Raw genomic sequence first — 14,464 nt, 5'->3', positions numbered from 1 at the left:
GCCAGCCACCGAACACAGCACCAAACAACTACATCGTTCGGGCAAGTGCTTCAGAAGCGAAGCCCTCGACTATAGCACGGGTTGAAGTGGGTTGGGAAGAGTTTGGTCGGATTCAGGCGACTCAGCCCTGGCAGGCTGCAACAGCGGCTTCGAGCGCATCCACAAACAGGAAGGCGACATCGCAGCCCGTCTGATCGAAGATCTCCTGGAAGCAGGTGGGGCTGGTCACATTGATCTCGGTGACGCAGTCGCCGATCACGTCCACCCCCGCCAGCAACAGCCCCCGCTCCAGCAGGATGGGGCCCAAGGCCTCTCCGATCTCACGGTCGCGTGCTGACAAGGGCCGGGCCACGCCCTTGCCACCCGCCGCGAGGTTGCCACGCACTTCGCTGCCTTGCGGGATGCGGGCCAGGCAGAAAGGCACGGGCCTGCCGCCGATGATGAGCACACGCTTGTCGCCATCAACGATCTCGGGCAGGAACTTCTGCACCATCACGCTCTGCGCGCCATGGCGGTTGAGGGTTTCGGTGATGCTGCCCAGGTTCAGGCCATCGGGGCCGACGCGGAAGATGCCCATGCCACCCATGCCGTCCAGCGGTTTGAGGATGATGTCCTGGTGCTCGGCATGAAAGCGCTGGATGTCTGTCGCATCACGCGTGACCAGGGTGGGGCCGATGAACTGGGGAAACTCCATGATCGCCAGCTTTTCCGGGTGGTCCCGCAGGGCCCGGGGCTTGTTGAACACCTTGGCGCCTTCGCGCTCGGCCTGCTCCAGCATGTGGGTGGCGTAGAAGTATTCGCTGTCGAAGGGCGGGTCCTTGCGCATGAGCACCGCGTCGAAGTCTGCAAGCACAGCGCTGCGCCCCGGCTGGGCGTCATACCAGTGCTCCGCATCCCCCGTGAGACGGATGTCCCGGACCCGGGCCGTCACCTTGCCGCCCCGCTGCCAGGTGACATGCTGCGGCTCGCACACCGCCAGGGTGTGACCGCGCCGCTGCGCCTCGCGCATCATGGCAAAGGTGGTGTCCTTGTAGATCTTGAAGCTGTGCAGCGGGTCGGCAATGAAAAGCAGTTTCATGGTGTCGGATCGGAAAAGTGGATGGGGCCAGCGGCCCGGGCAGCGAACGAGACTAGGCAAGCCCCGCCTGCGAACGCCTGTACTGTTGCACAAATAAGGCAATGCTGCCGGCGACCACGCCCCAGAAGGCCGACCCCACACCGGCCACCACCACACCGCTGAGCGTGACCAGGAAGGTGATGAGCGCAGCCTCCCGGTGGGATTCGTCCCGCAAGGCAGCGGCCAGGCCGTTGCCGATGGTGCCCAGCAGCGCCAGCCCCGCAATGGCGACGACCAGTTCCTTGGGGAACGCCGTCAGCAGCCCGGTGATGACCGCGCCAAACAGCCCGATGGCCACATACAGCGCGCCACAGCACACGGCAGCGGTGTAACGGCGGCTGCGGTCTTCATGCGCCTCCGGCCCCATGCACATGGCGGCGGTGATGGCACTGAAGTTCAGTGCAAAGGCGCCAAACGGTGCCAGGACCAGGGCGGCCAGCCCGGTGAGGGTGATAAGGCGGGACACCGGCAGGTCGTAGCCTGACGCGCGGATCACCGCCACGCCCGGCAGGTTCTGCGAGGCCATGGTGACCACAAACAGCGGGATCGCCAGGCTGACCAGGGCGGCCACGCTGAACTCCGGCGCCATGAACACCGGCAGGGCCAGCTCCAGCTGCACCGCCGACCAGGCCATTTGCCCGCAGGCCGCCACATACGCCACGGCCACCACCAGAGTGATGACCACGGCATACCGCGCCAGCCAGCGGCGGCTGACCAGATACACCAGCAGCATGAGCAGCACCAGCGGCAGCGCCGTCTGGGCCGCCGCAAATGCCTGCAGGCCGAACCGCGCCAGCACACCGGCCAGCAAGGCAGCGGCGATCTCCATCGGGATGCGGTTCATCACGCGCTCGAACCAGCGCGTGACACCCGCCAGGGTAATGAGCACCGCACTCACCATAAAGGCCCCCACGGCCTCGCCCATGCTGAAGCCCCCGGCCAACCCGGCCGTGGCCAGCACAGCGGCGCCGGGGGTGGACCAGGCCACCATGACAGGCTGCCGCAGAATCAATGAGGGGACCAGCGAACACAGGCCCATGCCCAGGCCCAGCGCCCACATCCACGAGGTGACCTGGGCGGGCGTGGCGCCAAACGCCTGCGCCGCCTGGAACACGATGGCCACCGAGCTGGTGAAACCCACGAGCACCGCCACGAACCCCGCGACAAAGGTCGAGAGGCTCAGGTCTTTGAAAAATTGCATGGGCTGGATTCTGGCACTGCGCCCCCGCAGCCGCCTGCGCGAGGGCCCGCCCTCAGCGCCAAACGCCAATTTGCTACATATTTAATAGCAAACTTGGCTTGATGGTCGCGCGCAAGAGGCCAAAAAACCTCAAAAAAATCCGCTCAGATCTCGATCTTGGACCCCAGCTCCACCACCGCGTTGTTGGGCAGGTGCAGGAAGTCCGCTGCGCCGCTGGCGTTGTGGTGCATCTGGGCAAACAGCTTTTCGCGCCAGGGCGCCATGCCGCCACCCATGGTGGGGATGACCGTGTCGCGCGAGAGGAAGTAGCTGGTGGTCATGGCCTCCAGCTCGCAGCCCCGGCCGCGGAGCAACTCCAAGGCGCGCGGCACATCGGGGTCGTTCTTGAAGCCGTAGTGGATCACCACCTGCCAGCAGTCGTGGCCCAGGGACTCGACCTGCAGGCGCTTGTCCAGGCCGATCCAGGGGGTTTCGTGGTTGTGCACCGTGACAAACAGGTTCTGCTGGTGCAGCACCTTGTTGTGCTTGAGGTTGTGCAGCAACGCGTTGGGCACGGCGCCGGTTTCGGCCGTGAGGAAGACGGCCGTGCCGTCCACACGCGTGGGCGGGCTGATGAACACCGACTCCAGGAAGTCTTTCAGGTCGATGGCATCGGCGCGCAGCTTGTCGTTGAGCAGGCGGCGCCCTTCCTTCCAGGTCATCATGAAGGCGAACACGATGCCGCCGATCAGCAGCGGGAACCAGCCGCCCTGGAACAGCTTGAGCATGTTGGAGGCGAAGAACGCCAGGTCCACCACAAAGAAGCAGCCCGTGGCCGCAATACACAGCGCCAGCGGATAGCGCCAGCCGTAGCGGATCACGAAGAAGGTGAGCGTGGTGGTGATCAGCATGTCCAGCGTCACGGCAATGCCGTAGGCGGCGGCCAGGTTGCTGGACGAGCGGAACATCACCACCGCCAGCACGATGGCGGCAAACAGCCCCCAGTTCACCAGCGGCATGTAGATCTGCCCCGTGTCACGCACGCTGGTGTGCTGGATGTTCAGGCGCGGCAGGTAGCCCAGCTGGATGACCTGCTTGGTCACGCTGAAGGCGCCGGTGATCAGGGCCTGCGAGGCGATCACTGTGGCCATGGTGGCCAGCACCACCAGCGGGATCAGCGCCCAGTCGGGGGCCATCATGTAGAAGGGGTTCTTCACCGCCTCGGGCTCGGCCAGCAGCAGGGCGCCCTGGCCAAAATAGTTGAGCGTGAGCGCCGGCATGGCCACGGTGAACCAGGCCAGGCGGATGGGCCGCTTGCCAAAATGGCCCAGGTCGGCGTACAGCGCCTCGGCACCAGTCACGCACAACACCACCGCACCCAGGATGATGAAGCTGGTGCCCGGGTTGGCCCACATGAAGCCCAGCGCGTGGTGCGGGCTCAGCGCCCAGAGGATCTCGGGGTGGCCCACGATGTGCGATACCCCCAGCAAGGCCAGGCTGATGAACCACACCAGGGTGATGGGCCCGAAGAACTTGCCGATGCCCCCGGTGCCGCGTTTTTGCACGGCAAACAGGCAGAACAGCACGACCAGGGTGATGGGGATCACATACTGCTTGAAGTGGGGCGAGACCACCTCCAGCCCCTCCACCGCCGACAGCACCGAGATGGCCGGGGTGATGACCCCGTCGCCATAGAACAGCGAGGTGCCGAAAATTCCCACCGCCAGCAGCACGCCGCGCAGCCGGGGCTTGTCCTTGACGGCCTGCGAGGCCAGGGCCAGCATCGCGATCAGGCCGCCCTCGCCATGGTTGTCGGCGCGCAGCACCAGCACCACGTACTTCAGCGACACGATGACCGTGAGCGTCCAGAAGAAGATGGAGAGGATGCCGTAGATGTTGTCCGGGGTGAAAGGCACATGGCCGGAGCCAAACACCTCTTTGACGGCATACAGCACGCTGGTGCCGATATCGCCATACACCACACCGATAGCGCCCAGCGTGAGCGCTGCGAGCGAAGATTTGGAGCTTTGCACTGACCGCACCCGGCATGCGCGGGGCCGCCGGGGTTCTGTTACTTTTGGGAACGCTATTGTGCGCCTGCGCCAGATCAAGCGCCTGGAGGCATCCGCCCAATGTTGCGACGCAGCAACTGGGCCTGGCTGTCCCCCCTTGGCAGGCGGGTGCGGGCGTGGCAGGCCATCATTTGACGTTCACCCGCCATGATGGATAGAGCCCCTGCGCCATGAATTGGCTTGGCCAGGCCACCGGGTGCGCCCCCTTCCCGCGCAGCGAGAGAGGGGGAAGGCGCGAAGCGACTCAGGGGGCGCGTTCAGTCGTACACCTCGGCGTCGGGGTTGGTCGCCTCCAGCTCGTAGCTGGCCGCCAGCATCGCCAGCCGTGCCACCACGCCATACATGTAGAAGCGGTTGGGCGCACTCACCCCGGGGCGCACGCCGGGCTGCGGCATGTGGGTGCTGTGCTCAAAGGCCAGGGGTACGAAGCTCGCACCGGGCGCATTCAGGTTCTCATCCACCCCGCGTTCGGCATGCATGCGGTAGAAGCCACCCACCACATAGCGGTCCATCATGTAGACCACGGGCTCGGCCACGGCTTCGTGCACACGCTCCTGGGTCAGCACGCCCTCCTGGATGATGAGGTCATTGACCGGCTGGCCGTCCTTGATGACGGCCATCTTGTTCTTGGTCTTGCGGTTGACCGCGTCCAGCTCCTTGGCATCGCGCACCGTCATGATGCCCATGCCGTAAGTGCCGTTGTTGGCCTTGACGATCACGAACGGCTTTTCGTTGATGCCGTATTCCTTGTACTTGCGGCGCACCTTGGTCAGCAAGGCATCCACCGTGGTCTGCAGCTTGTCCATGCCTTTGTCTTCGGCAAAGTCCACACCGTCGCACTGGCTGTACATGGGGTTGATGAGCCAGGGGTCGATGCCCAGCATCTTGCCGAAGCGCTTGGCCACTTCTTCGTAGTTCTTGAAGTGGGTGCTCTTGCGACGCACGCTCCAGCCCGCATGCAGCGGGGGCAGCAGGTACTGCTCGTGGATGTCTTCCAGGATGCCTGGCGGGCCCGCCGACAGGTCGTTGTTGAGCAGGATGGTGCAGGGGTCGAAATCCTTGAGCCCCAGGCGGCGCTTGGTGCGCACCACGGGCTCCAGCGTCACCGTGTCGCCGTTGGGCAGCTCGATCAGCGTGGGCTTCTTGATCTCGGGGCTGATGGACCCCACACGCACGTTCAGGCCGGCCATGTTGAAGATGCGCTGCAGCTGCACCACGTTGGCCAGATAGAAGGTGTTGCGCGTGTGGTTCTCCGGAATGATCAAGAGGTTGCGCGCCTCGGGGCAGATCTTCTCGATGGCGGCCATGGCGGCCTGCACGGCCAGGGGCAGCATCTCCTTGGTCAGGTTGTTCCAGCCACCGGGGTAGAGGTTGGTGTCCACAGGCGCGAGCTTGAAGCCCGCATTGCGGATGTCCACCGAGGTGTAGAACGGCGGCGTGTGTTCCATCCATTCCAGACGGAACCAGCGTTCGATGGCGGGCATCGAGTCGAGAACGCGCTGTTCGAGTTCGTTGATCGGCCCCGTGAGGGCCGTGATGAGATGCGGAACCATAGATGCCCTCGGGAAGCAAATTGCGGACGAATTGTAGGGATTTGGGGCCGTCTTCCGGTTTCGCAAGGCACGGCCACGAAAAGCAATGTCAGCGGCGCCAGAAAGCGGGGGTGAGCAAGGCCATGAAACTCAGAATCTCCAGCCGCCCCAGCAGCATGGCCAGTGTGCACACCCAGATCTGGAAATCGGTCAGCACCGCGTAGTTGGACGCGGGACCCACGCTGCCCAGGCCCGGGCCCGCGCAGTTGACGCTGGCCAGCACCACCGAGAACGCGGTCACAGGATCCAGGTCGGTGAGCAGCAGCACCATGCTCAGGCCGAACACCGTGCCGCCATAGACCAGCATGAAGGCCAGCACCGAGAAGATCACCCGGTTGTCCACCACGCCGCCCCCCAGGCACACCGGCTGCACGGCGCGCGGGTGCACCAGGCGGTTCATCTCGCGGCGCGCCTGCTTGGCCAGGATGAGCATGCGCACCATCTTGATCCCGCCGCCCGTCGATCCGGCACTGGTGGCCACGCCCGACAGCAGCAGCATGAACACGGGCGCAAACACCGGCCAGGCCAGGTAGTCCACCGTGGCATAGCCGGTGGTGGTGGCCAGCGACACCAGGTTGAACATGCCGTGGCGCAATGCCTCCAGCGGTGCATACACCCCCTTGGCCCACAGCAGCAGCGCCACCACCAGCCCGCCGCCGATGAGCGCAAACAGCGTGGCGCGCAGCTCCGGGTCGCGCCAGAAGCCACCCCAGTGGCCCTTGCGAAACGCCACAAAGTACAGCGCAAAATTGCAGCTGGCCACCAGCATGAAGAAGATGCAGATCGCCTCCAGCAGCGGCGACTGGAAGTAGCCAAAGCTCTGGTCGTGCGACGACAGCCCGCCCAGGCTCACGGTGGTGAACATGTGCATCAGCGCATCCAGCGGCGCCATGCCCCCGGCCCAGTAGGCCAGGCCACACAGCACCGAAAACAGCGCGTACACGCCCCACAGACCCTTGGCCGTGCCGGTCATGCGCGGCGTGAGCTTGGTGTCCTTCAGCGGCCCTGCCGCCTCGGCCTTGAACAGCTGGCTGCCGCCCACGCCCAGCAGCGGCAGCACGGCCACGGCCAGGATCAGGATGCCCATGCCGCCCATCCACTGCAAAAAGGTGCGCCACACATTGACCGACACCGGCAGCGCATCCAGCCCGGTGAGCACGGTAGAGCCCGTGGTGGTGAGCCCTGACACGGCCTCGAAATAGGCATGCGTGAACGACAGCGGGTGCCCCGTGTAGTGCCCCGCCAGCATCAGCGGCAGCGCGGCCGACAGCGGCAGCAGCGCCCACACCAGCGACACCAGCATCACACCGTGGCGCGGCTGCAGCTCCTGCCGGAACAGCCGCAGCCGCCACCACAGCCACGCGCCCGCCAGCAGCGTGGCGCCCATGGACAGCGGGTACACATGCCAGACGCCATCGCCCGTCCACAGCGACACCGCCAGCGGCAGCCCCATGGTCAGCGCAAAGATCATGATCAGGATGCCCAGCACCCGCAGCACGGGAAACATGTCCACCATGGGTCGCTCGCTGGCCCGGCGTCAGAAAAAAGTTGCACTCACGCGGAAGAGCTTTTCCACATCGCGCACCAGCCGCTTGTTGGGCAGGAAGAACACCACATGGTCATTGCTCTCGATCACCGTCGCGCTGCGCGGGATGATGACCTCAGGCTCGCGCAGGCTGGCGGTGGCTGCGCCCGTGGGGTCGGAGGCATCGGGCAGCCCGCGCACGATCAGGCCGATGTGCACGTCGCGCGGCAGCTGCAGGTCGCTGACCTTGCGCCCTACCACCCGCGAACTCTTGCGGTCGCCGCGCGCCACGATCTCCAGCGCCTCGGCCACGCCCCGGCGCAGGCTGTGCACCGCCTGCACATCGCCCTGGCGCACATAGGCCAGCAGCTCGCCCAGCATGGCCTGCGCGGGCGACAGCGCAATGTCGATCTGTGTGCCATGCATCAGGTCGGCATAGCTGCGCCGGTTGATGAGGGCCAGCACGCGGCTTGCGCCCATGCGCTTGGCCAGCAGGCAGGACATGATGTTGTCCTCGTCATCGTCGGTGAGTGCGAGGAACAGGTCCACCTCCTCGATGCCCTCGTCGCCCAGCAGGTCCTCGTCGGTGGTGTCGCCCTGCAGCACCAGCACGTCGGACGGCAGCGCCGACGCCAGCGCCACGCAGCGCTCGGCATCGCCCTCGATGATCTTGGTGTGGAAACGCCCCGGTGTCTGCGCCAGCTGCCGCGCCAGCCGCAGCCCCACACCCCCGCCGCCCGCAATCATGATGCGGCGCACCGGCTGGGGCTGCTGCGAGGCCGGGCGGTGCAGGGCCGCCAGCACCTGGGCGATGTGCTCGTGCGCCGCCAGCACAAACACCTCGTCACCCGGCTCGATGCGGGTGGCGCCGTCGCAGGCGATGAAGCGGTCGGGCTCGTCGGCAAACCGGCGGTAGATGGCCACCATGCGCATCGCCATCTCGGGCGCGCGCTCGCGCAGCTCGCCAATCGTGGGGCCCACCATGGGCGCTCCCGGCCGGGCCCGGCCCGACACCAGGCAGGCGCGGCCGCCAGCAAACTCACGCACCTGCATGGCCTCGGGGTAGTCGATGAGCTTGCCGATATAGCGGGTGAGCGATTCTTCGGGGCAGATGATGCGGTCCACCGCAAAACCCTCGGGCCCCACCAGCCGGTCGTCGCCCTGAAAGCCGCCGGAGCGCACGCGCGCAATGCGTTTGGGGATGTTGAACAGCAGCTGCGCGATCTTGCAGCACACCAGGTTGGTCTCGTCCTGTGCGGCGCAGGCGATCAGCAGGTCGGTGTCCTCGGCACCCGCCTCGGCCAGCACGGCGGGCTCGATGCCATTGCCCACCACCCCGCGCAGGTCAAAGCGCGACTCCAGGTCGCGCAGGCGCGCGGCGTCGGTGTCGATCACCGTGATGTCGTTGCGCTCCGACACCAGGCTGTCTGCCACGCTCTGGCCCACACGGCCCGCGCCGAGGATGATGATTTTCATAGAAAAATGGGGCCTCTGCGCGCGACTGATATGCGTCAATAGCTATCAAATAGATAGCAAATCAGCCCCGCACCTCGCCCTCGCCCAGCACCACGTACTTGAGCGAGGTCAGCCCCTCGATGCCCACCGGCCCACGCGCGTGGAATTTGTCGGTGCTGATGCCGATTTCGGCGCCCAGGCCGTACTCGAAGCCATCGGCAAACCGCGTGCTCGCGTTCACCATCACGCTGGCCGAATCCACCTCGCGCAGGAAGCGCTGGGCATGGACATGGTTCGTCGTCAGGATGGCATCGGTGTGGTGGCTGGAATAGTGGTTGATGTGGGCAATGGCTTCGTCCACACCTGCCACGATCTTCACGCTGATGATCGGCGCCAGGTATTCCTCGCTCCAGTCCTGCTCGGTGGCGGGCACCAGCTTCGCGGCGGGCACAGCCGCCAGAATCGCCAGCGACTCGGGGCAGCCCCGCATCTCCACGCCCTTGGCGGCGTACACCGCGCCGATCTTGGGCAAAAACTCCGCCGCCACACCGCGCGCCACCAGCAGGCCTTCGCTCGCGTTGCAGGGGCTGTACTTGTTGGTCTTGGCGTTGTCAGCCACCTTCACCGCCATGGCGATGTCGCAGGGGTCGTCCACATAGGTGTGGCAGTTGCCGTCCAGGTGCTTGATCACGGGCACCTTGGCATCGCGGCTGATGCGCTCGATCAGGCCCTTGCCACCACGCGGGATGATCACATCCACAAACTGCGGCATGGCGATGAGCTGGCCCACAGCCTCGCGGTCGGTGGTCTGCACCAGCTGCACCGCGTCCTGCGGCAGGCCGGCTTCGGCCAGCGCCTGCTGCACCAGCTTGGCCAGCGCCTTGTTCGAGTCAATCGCCTCGGAGCCGCCACGCAGGATGCAGGCGTTGCCGCTCTTGATGCTGAGGCTGGCCGCCTCGATGGTCACGTTGGGGCGGCTCTCGTAGATCATGCCGAACACACCGATCGGCACGCGCATCTGCCCCACACGGATGCCGCTGGGCTGCTGCTTCATGCTCAGGATCTCGCCAATGATGTCCGGCATGGCGGCCAGCTGCTCGCAGCCTTCGGCACAGGTCTCCAGCACCTTGGGGCTGAGCTTGAGACGGTCCACCATGGGCTCGGCCAGCCCGGCGGCACGGGCACGCTCCAGGTCTTTGGCGTTGTCGATCTGCAGCGCATCCACGTTCTCGCGCAGCAGCCGGGCCAGCGCCTTGAGTGCTTTGTTTTTGATAGCTGCTGGCGCTTTGGCCATCAGCGCAGAGGCTGTTTTTGCCTGGAGACCGAGAGAATGCGTGTATTCAGCGACGTGGAGGGCGTTCATCCGGCGATTTTGCCGCACTTGGCTTTACCCTTGCGGACTTGCCCTACTCGCACATCCCTGGCCATGACCACCACCGCCCCCGCCCAGCTCGCCACCCTGACCGAAGCCTTGCAGGCCTTTGAACGCGGCGACCACAGCGCTGCCACCCTGAGCACCCTGGCCCGCCAGCAGACGGCCCTGCTCGCCGCCCTGCCCCCGCGCTACGGCGAGGTATTGCTGAACCTGCTGGACCGGCTGGAATCGAGCGCGCTGTTTTCGGAGGAAAGCTGCTCGTTCAGCCAGAAGGATCTGGTGGCGAATTTGCAGATGTGGGTGGAGAAGGCGCGCGCGGCACTGGCAGCCGCCTGACCAAAGATTCCCATTTTGATAGCACATGGCGCTTGATAGAAAAGCGCCAGCAGCCTGTTCGCCGCCGAGCCCTCAGCGCGCCGCCTGCGTCAACCGGCACACCTGCAGTGCCAGCCTTTGCAGCGCCTGCCAGCCATCCTGCGGCCAGTCGGGCTGCTTGAGGCCCTTGACAATGCCGTCCACCGTGTGGGCCGACTGCAGCAGGCGCGCCAGGGCGGCGTCGCTGGCCTTGGGCAGGATGCGCTCGAACAGGCGCTCCTTGGGGCCCCAGATGCGGTTTTCGCGCAGGGCCATGGGCAGGGGGCGGCCGGCGTTCATGGCGTCTTTCACGCGCTTCAGGGCGCGGATGTCTTCGGCCAGGGCCCAGTGCACCAGCACTTCGGCCTCGCCCTCGGCCTGCAGGCCGTCGAGCATGCGCTGCACGCGGGCGGTGTGGCCTGAGAGCACGGATTCGGACAGCTTGAACACGTCGTAGCGCGCCACGTTGAGCACGGCGGCTTCGACCTGGGCCTGGGTCAGCTCGCCCGCCGGGTGCAGCAGCGCGAGCTTCTGGATCTCCTGGTGCGCGGCCAGCAGGTTGCCTTCCACGCGGTCGGCAAAAAACTGCAGCGTGCGCTGCCCTTCCTCGCCCGCCACCACGCGCTGGCCCTGCGCGGCCAGGCGCTGGGCGATCCACTGGGGCAGCATGCCGCGCTCGATGGGGTCGATCTGGATGGAGGTGCCGCTGGATTCGAGGGCGGCGAACCAGGCGCCGGTCTTGGTGGCCTTGTCCAGGCGCGGCAGCATCACCAGAGTAAGGGTGCTGTCGTTGCCACGGGCCGATTCGGCCACTTGTTGCAGGGCCACGCTGCCGTCCTTGCCGGGCTTGCCCGAGGGGATGCGGATCTCGACGATCTGCTTGTCGGCAAACAGGCTGAGCGAGCCACCGGCGGCCAGCACGGCGCTCCAGTCGAAGTGCGCCCCGGCCACGGTGTAGCTGCTGCGTTCGGTGTAGCCCTGGGCGCGGGCCGTGGCGCGGATGGCGTCGGCGGCCTCTTGCTGCAGCAAGGGTTCGTCGCCGTGCAATACATAAAGCGGCGACAGGCCCCGTTGAAGATGCGATGAGAGTTGGGCCAGGGCGACTTGCATGCGGCAAAGTTTATCGCCTTGCCCCGCCGGGTTTTGTGCAAATGGCCAGTGTGCACCCACACAGTGCACAAAGGCCATGGCGGACTGATCAGCCCGCGCACTGTTCATTGGCACCCAAAGCCCCGAGAATGCCCGGGCGCCACCGCCCGCGCTGCGGCCTGGCCGCTGCCCTTGTCCACCCCGCACAGAAAGCCCTGACCATGCCCCCCAACACCCTGCGCAGCGCCCAGCCCACCAGCCTGATTGGCGCGCCCACCGACATCGGCGCGGGCGCGCGCGGCGCATCGATGGGCCCCGAGGCCCTGCGCGTGGCGGGGCTGCAGGCGGCGCTGGAGCTGCACGGGCTGCAGGTGTTTGACCGGGGCAACCTGGGCGGCCCCTCCAACCCCTGGTTGCCCCCGGTGAACGGCTACCGCCACCTGCCCGAGGTGGCGCAGTGGAACCGGCTGGTGTACGACGCCGTGTATGCCGAGCTGCAGCTGGGCCACCTGCCCATCCTGCTGGGCGGCGACCACAGCCTGGGCCTGGGCAGCATCAGCGCCGTGGCCCGCCACTGCGCAGAAAGCGGCAAGAAGCTGCGCGTGCTGTGGCTCGACGCGCATGCCGACTTCAACACCAGCGAACTCACCCCCAGCGGCAACGTGCACGGCATGCCCGTGGCCTGCCTGTGCGGCTTTGGCCCGGCCGAACTGACGCAGCTGGCGGCCATGCCCGGCGGTGGCCCGGCACTGCGGCCCGAGCAGATCCGCCAGATCGGCATCCGCAGCGTGGACGCAGGCGAAAAACGCTTTGTGCACGAACAGGGCCTGGAAGTGTTTGACATGCGCGCCATCGACGAGGTGGGCATGCGCCAGGTGATGGAACGGGCCCTGGCGGGCGTGGACACCCACACCCACCTGCATGTGAGCTTTGACGTGGATTTTCTGGACCCCGACATTGCCCCTGGCGTGGGCACCACCGTGCCTGGCGGCCCCACCTACCGCGAGGCGCAGCTGTGCATGGAGATGATTGCCGACAGCGGCCGCCTGGCGTCCCTCGACATCGTGGAGCTGAACCCGGCGCTGGACGTGCGCAACAAGACCGCTGTGTTGGCGGTGGACCTGGTGGAGTCGCTGTTTGGCAAGAGCACGCTGATGCGCACACGGCCTGTGTGAGGCACGGCACAGCGGGCGCAGGCCCGTTTACTACTAATTTAATAGCTGCAAAGGCATGATGGTCGCGCGGCAACGGCCATTTTGCCTGAAGAAAATCGCCACCGCCACCCGTTCAGACAGCAGGCCGCAGCCCGAACGGGTGGGCGCAGCGGCCCAGCGTTACAGCAGCGCCTGCACCTGCTGCGCTGTGGGCAGCGGCGCCACGGCGCCAAAGCCCTGCACGGCCAGCGATGCCGCCGTGTTGGCATAACGCACGGCGGCGGCCAGGTCATCGCCCAGCGCCAGGCGCGCGAGCAGGTTGCCATCAAAGCAATCACCCGCCCCCGTGGCATCCACCAGCGCCACACTGCGGCCCGCCACACGCTGGCGCGGCACGGCGGGGTCGGCGCTGCTCAGCAGCACGCCATCCGCCCCGAGCTTGACGACCACCGTGGCCGCGCCCTGCGCGTGGCCCCAGTCGGCAATCGCATCCGCATCGCTCAGGCCCAGCAGCGCGGCCATGTCATCGAGCCCCGGCAGGAAGATGTCGCACAGCGACACCGCATGCGCGATGCACGCCCGCGCCCGTGCCAGCGGCCAGAGCTTGAGGCGCAGGTTGGGGTCGAACGCCACGCGTGCACCGGCGGCCCGCGCCACGCGCATGGCCTCAAAGGCCGTGTCGCAGGCCGAGGCCGACACCGCCAGCGAGATACCCGACACATGCAGGATGTGGCACTGCTGCAGCACCGCTGTGGGCGCATCCAGCAACCACGCAGGCGCCATGCGGCTGGCGGCCGAGCCCGCGCGCAGGTAGCTGAACTCGTGCCCGGCCGCACCATGCGTCACAAAGTAGATGCCCGTGGGGTGCTGCGCGTCGCGCTCTACCGCCGTGGTGTCCACACCCTCGCGCGCCCACAGGTCCAGCAGGGCCTGGCCAAAGGCATCGCTGCCCAGGCGGGTAAGGTATGCGGTGCGTGCGCCCGCGCGGGCGGCGGCGATCACGGCGTTGCTGGTGTCGCCCCCAAAGCCCTGCAGGTACTGCGGCTCGCCAGGACGCGTCTGGTTGAACTCCACCAGCGCCTCGCCCAGCGCCACCACGTCCCACACAGCTTGCTTGGCTGCGGTCATGGCTCAGCCGCGCGGCTTGTAGGCCGTCACGTCGATCTCGACCTTGGCGTCGATCATCAGGCGCGATTCGACGGTGGAGCGTGCGGGGCGGTGGTCCCCAAAACACTCCATGTACACGCGGTTGAAGCTGCCGAAGTCCCGCGCATCGGCCAGCCAGACGCTGACCTTGGCCACATCGTCCAGGGTGCAGTCGGCCAGGGCCAAAGCGTCCTTGACGCGCTGGAACACCTGGCGCGTCTGCGCCTCGATGCCGCCGACCACCACCTGGCCCTGGTCGTCGGTGGGCACCTGGCCCGAGACAAAAACGAAGTCGCCGGCACGGGTGGCGGGCGAGAGGGGGCGTGCGAGGCGATCGGACGCGAGCGGCGCTTGGCCGAGGGTTTCTACTGGCATGGAAAACGCTCCTTTGAGTAAAGATATTAC

12 protein-coding genes are annotated in these 14,464 nt (G+C 66.5%); 2 read left to right on the top strand and 10 right to left on the bottom strand.

The window, feature by feature from the left end:
• Positions 1–121: 121 nt before the first annotated feature.
• From gshB to AC07Z7_RS17475, 7 genes are all read right to left on the bottom strand, one after another.
• Positions 122–1,078 (bottom strand): glutathione synthase, encoded by a 957-nt coding sequence (gene gshB / locus AC07Z7_RS17505; protein ID WP_494767059.1) that lies wholly within the window; start codon positions 1,076–1,078, stop codon positions 122–124.
• Positions 1,079–1,130: 52 nt separating this feature from the next.
• On the bottom strand, positions 1,131–2,318 hold the full coding sequence (locus tag AC07Z7_RS17500; protein ID WP_494767058.1) for a benzoate/H(+) symporter BenE family transporter: 1,188 nt from the start codon (positions 2,316–2,318) through the stop codon (positions 1,131–1,133).
• A gap of 143 nt (positions 2,319–2,461) precedes the next feature.
• Positions 2,462–4,330: a potassium transporter Kup gene (locus tag AC07Z7_RS17495; RefSeq protein ID WP_094291812.1), complete on the bottom strand. Its 1,869-nt coding sequence runs from the start codon at positions 4,328–4,330 to the stop codon at positions 2,462–2,464.
• Positions 4,331–4,626: 296 nt separating this feature from the next.
• A complete protein-coding gene (gene gshA / locus AC07Z7_RS17490; protein WP_094291813.1) occupies positions 4,627–5,922 on the bottom strand; it encodes a glutamate--cysteine ligase in 1,296 nt (431 codons plus the stop codon).
• Positions 5,923–6,010: 88 nt separating this feature from the next.
• A complete protein-coding gene (locus tag AC07Z7_RS17485; protein ID WP_494767057.1) occupies positions 6,011–7,477 on the bottom strand; it encodes a TrkH family potassium uptake protein in 1,467 nt (488 codons plus the stop codon).
• Positions 7,478–7,498: 21 nt separating this feature from the next.
• Positions 7,499–8,962, bottom strand: coding sequence for a Trk system potassium transporter TrkA (gene trkA / locus AC07Z7_RS17480; RefSeq protein WP_494767056.1), 1,464 nt, complete (start codon positions 8,960–8,962; stop codon positions 7,499–7,501).
• Between the two features lie 61 nt (positions 8,963–9,023).
• Positions 9,024–10,304, bottom strand: a complete 1,281-nt coding sequence (locus tag AC07Z7_RS17475; RefSeq protein WP_494767055.1) for a glutamate-5-semialdehyde dehydrogenase — start codon at positions 10,302–10,304, stop codon at positions 9,024–9,026.
• A gap of 63 nt (positions 10,305–10,367) precedes the next feature.
• On the opposite strand from AC07Z7_RS17475, the gene AC07Z7_RS17470 reads away from it, so the two are divergent.
• Positions 10,368–10,652 carry a hypothetical protein gene (locus tag AC07Z7_RS17470; RefSeq protein ID WP_494767054.1) on the top strand — a complete coding sequence of 95 codons (285 nt, stop codon included), beginning with the start codon at positions 10,368–10,370 and terminating at the stop codon, positions 10,650–10,652.
• Positions 10,653–10,724: 72 nt separating this feature from the next.
• Here AC07Z7_RS17470 and holA read toward each other — a convergent pair whose 3' ends face one another.
• On the bottom strand, positions 10,725–11,780 hold the full coding sequence (gene holA / locus AC07Z7_RS17465) for a DNA polymerase III subunit delta (protein ID WP_252658176.1): 1,056 nt from the start codon (positions 11,778–11,780) through the stop codon (positions 10,725–10,727).
• A gap of 200 nt (positions 11,781–11,980) precedes the next feature.
• On the opposite strand from holA, the gene rocF reads away from it, so the two are divergent.
• The gene (gene rocF / locus AC07Z7_RS17460; protein WP_094291906.1) at positions 11,981–12,934 is read left to right on the top strand and encodes an arginase; all 954 of its coding nucleotides are present in this window, start codon (positions 11,981–11,983) and stop codon (positions 12,932–12,934) included.
• Between the two features lie 159 nt (positions 12,935–13,093).
• Here rocF and AC07Z7_RS17455 read toward each other — a convergent pair whose 3' ends face one another.
• Together AC07Z7_RS17455 and AC07Z7_RS17450 are read right to left on the bottom strand one after the other, a co-directional pair.
• On the bottom strand, positions 13,094–14,041 hold the full coding sequence (locus AC07Z7_RS17455; protein WP_494767053.1) for a sugar kinase: 948 nt from the start codon (positions 14,039–14,041) through the stop codon (positions 13,094–13,096).
• 3 nt (positions 14,042–14,044) lie between these two features.
• Positions 14,045–14,434, bottom strand: a complete 390-nt coding sequence (locus tag AC07Z7_RS17450; RefSeq protein ID WP_192429645.1) for a RidA family protein — start codon at positions 14,432–14,434, stop codon at positions 14,045–14,047.
• Positions 14,435–14,464: the final 30 nt, after the last annotated feature.

This window comes from Acidovorax sp. GW101-11A03 (genome assembly GCF_059424825.1).
Note: the sequence above shows the minus strand (reverse complement) of the source record. Positions and strands in the feature narration are given on the sequence as shown.

Bases quoted from the DNA above. Each gene is read 5' to 3' on its own strand.
- gshB (WP_494767059.1), bottom strand. From the start codon at position 1,078: ATGAAACTGCTTTTCATTGCCGACCCGCTGCACAGCTTCAAGATCTAC.
- AC07Z7_RS17500 (WP_494767058.1), bottom strand. From the start codon at position 2,318: ATGCAATTTTTCAAAGACCTGAGCCTCTCGACCTTTGTCGCGGGGTTC.
- gshA (WP_094291813.1), bottom strand. From the start codon at position 5,922: ATGGTTCCGCATCTCATCACGGCCCTCACGGGGCCGATCAACGAACTC.
- AC07Z7_RS17485 (WP_494767057.1), bottom strand. From the start codon at position 7,477: ATGGTGGACATGTTTCCCGTGCTGCGGGTGCTGGGCATCCTGATCATG.
- trkA (WP_494767056.1), bottom strand. From the start codon at position 8,962: ATGAAAATCATCATCCTCGGCGCGGGCCGTGTGGGCCAGAGCGTGGCA.
- AC07Z7_RS17475 (WP_494767055.1), bottom strand. From the start codon at position 10,304: ATGAACGCCCTCCACGTCGCTGAATACACGCATTCTCTCGGTCTCCAG.
- AC07Z7_RS17470 (WP_494767054.1), top strand. From the start codon at position 10,368: ATGACCACCACCGCCCCCGCCCAGCTCGCCACCCTGACCGAAGCCTTG.
- holA (WP_252658176.1), bottom strand. From the start codon at position 11,780: ATGCAAGTCGCCCTGGCCCAACTCTCATCGCATCTTCAACGGGGCCTG.
- rocF (WP_094291906.1), top strand. From the start codon at position 11,981: ATGCCCCCCAACACCCTGCGCAGCGCCCAGCCCACCAGCCTGATTGGC.
- AC07Z7_RS17455 (WP_494767053.1), bottom strand. From the start codon at position 14,041: ATGACCGCAGCCAAGCAAGCTGTGTGGGACGTGGTGGCGCTGGGCGAG.
- AC07Z7_RS17450 (WP_192429645.1), bottom strand. From the start codon at position 14,434: ATGCCAGTAGAAACCCTCGGCCAAGCGCCGCTCGCGTCCGATCGCCTC.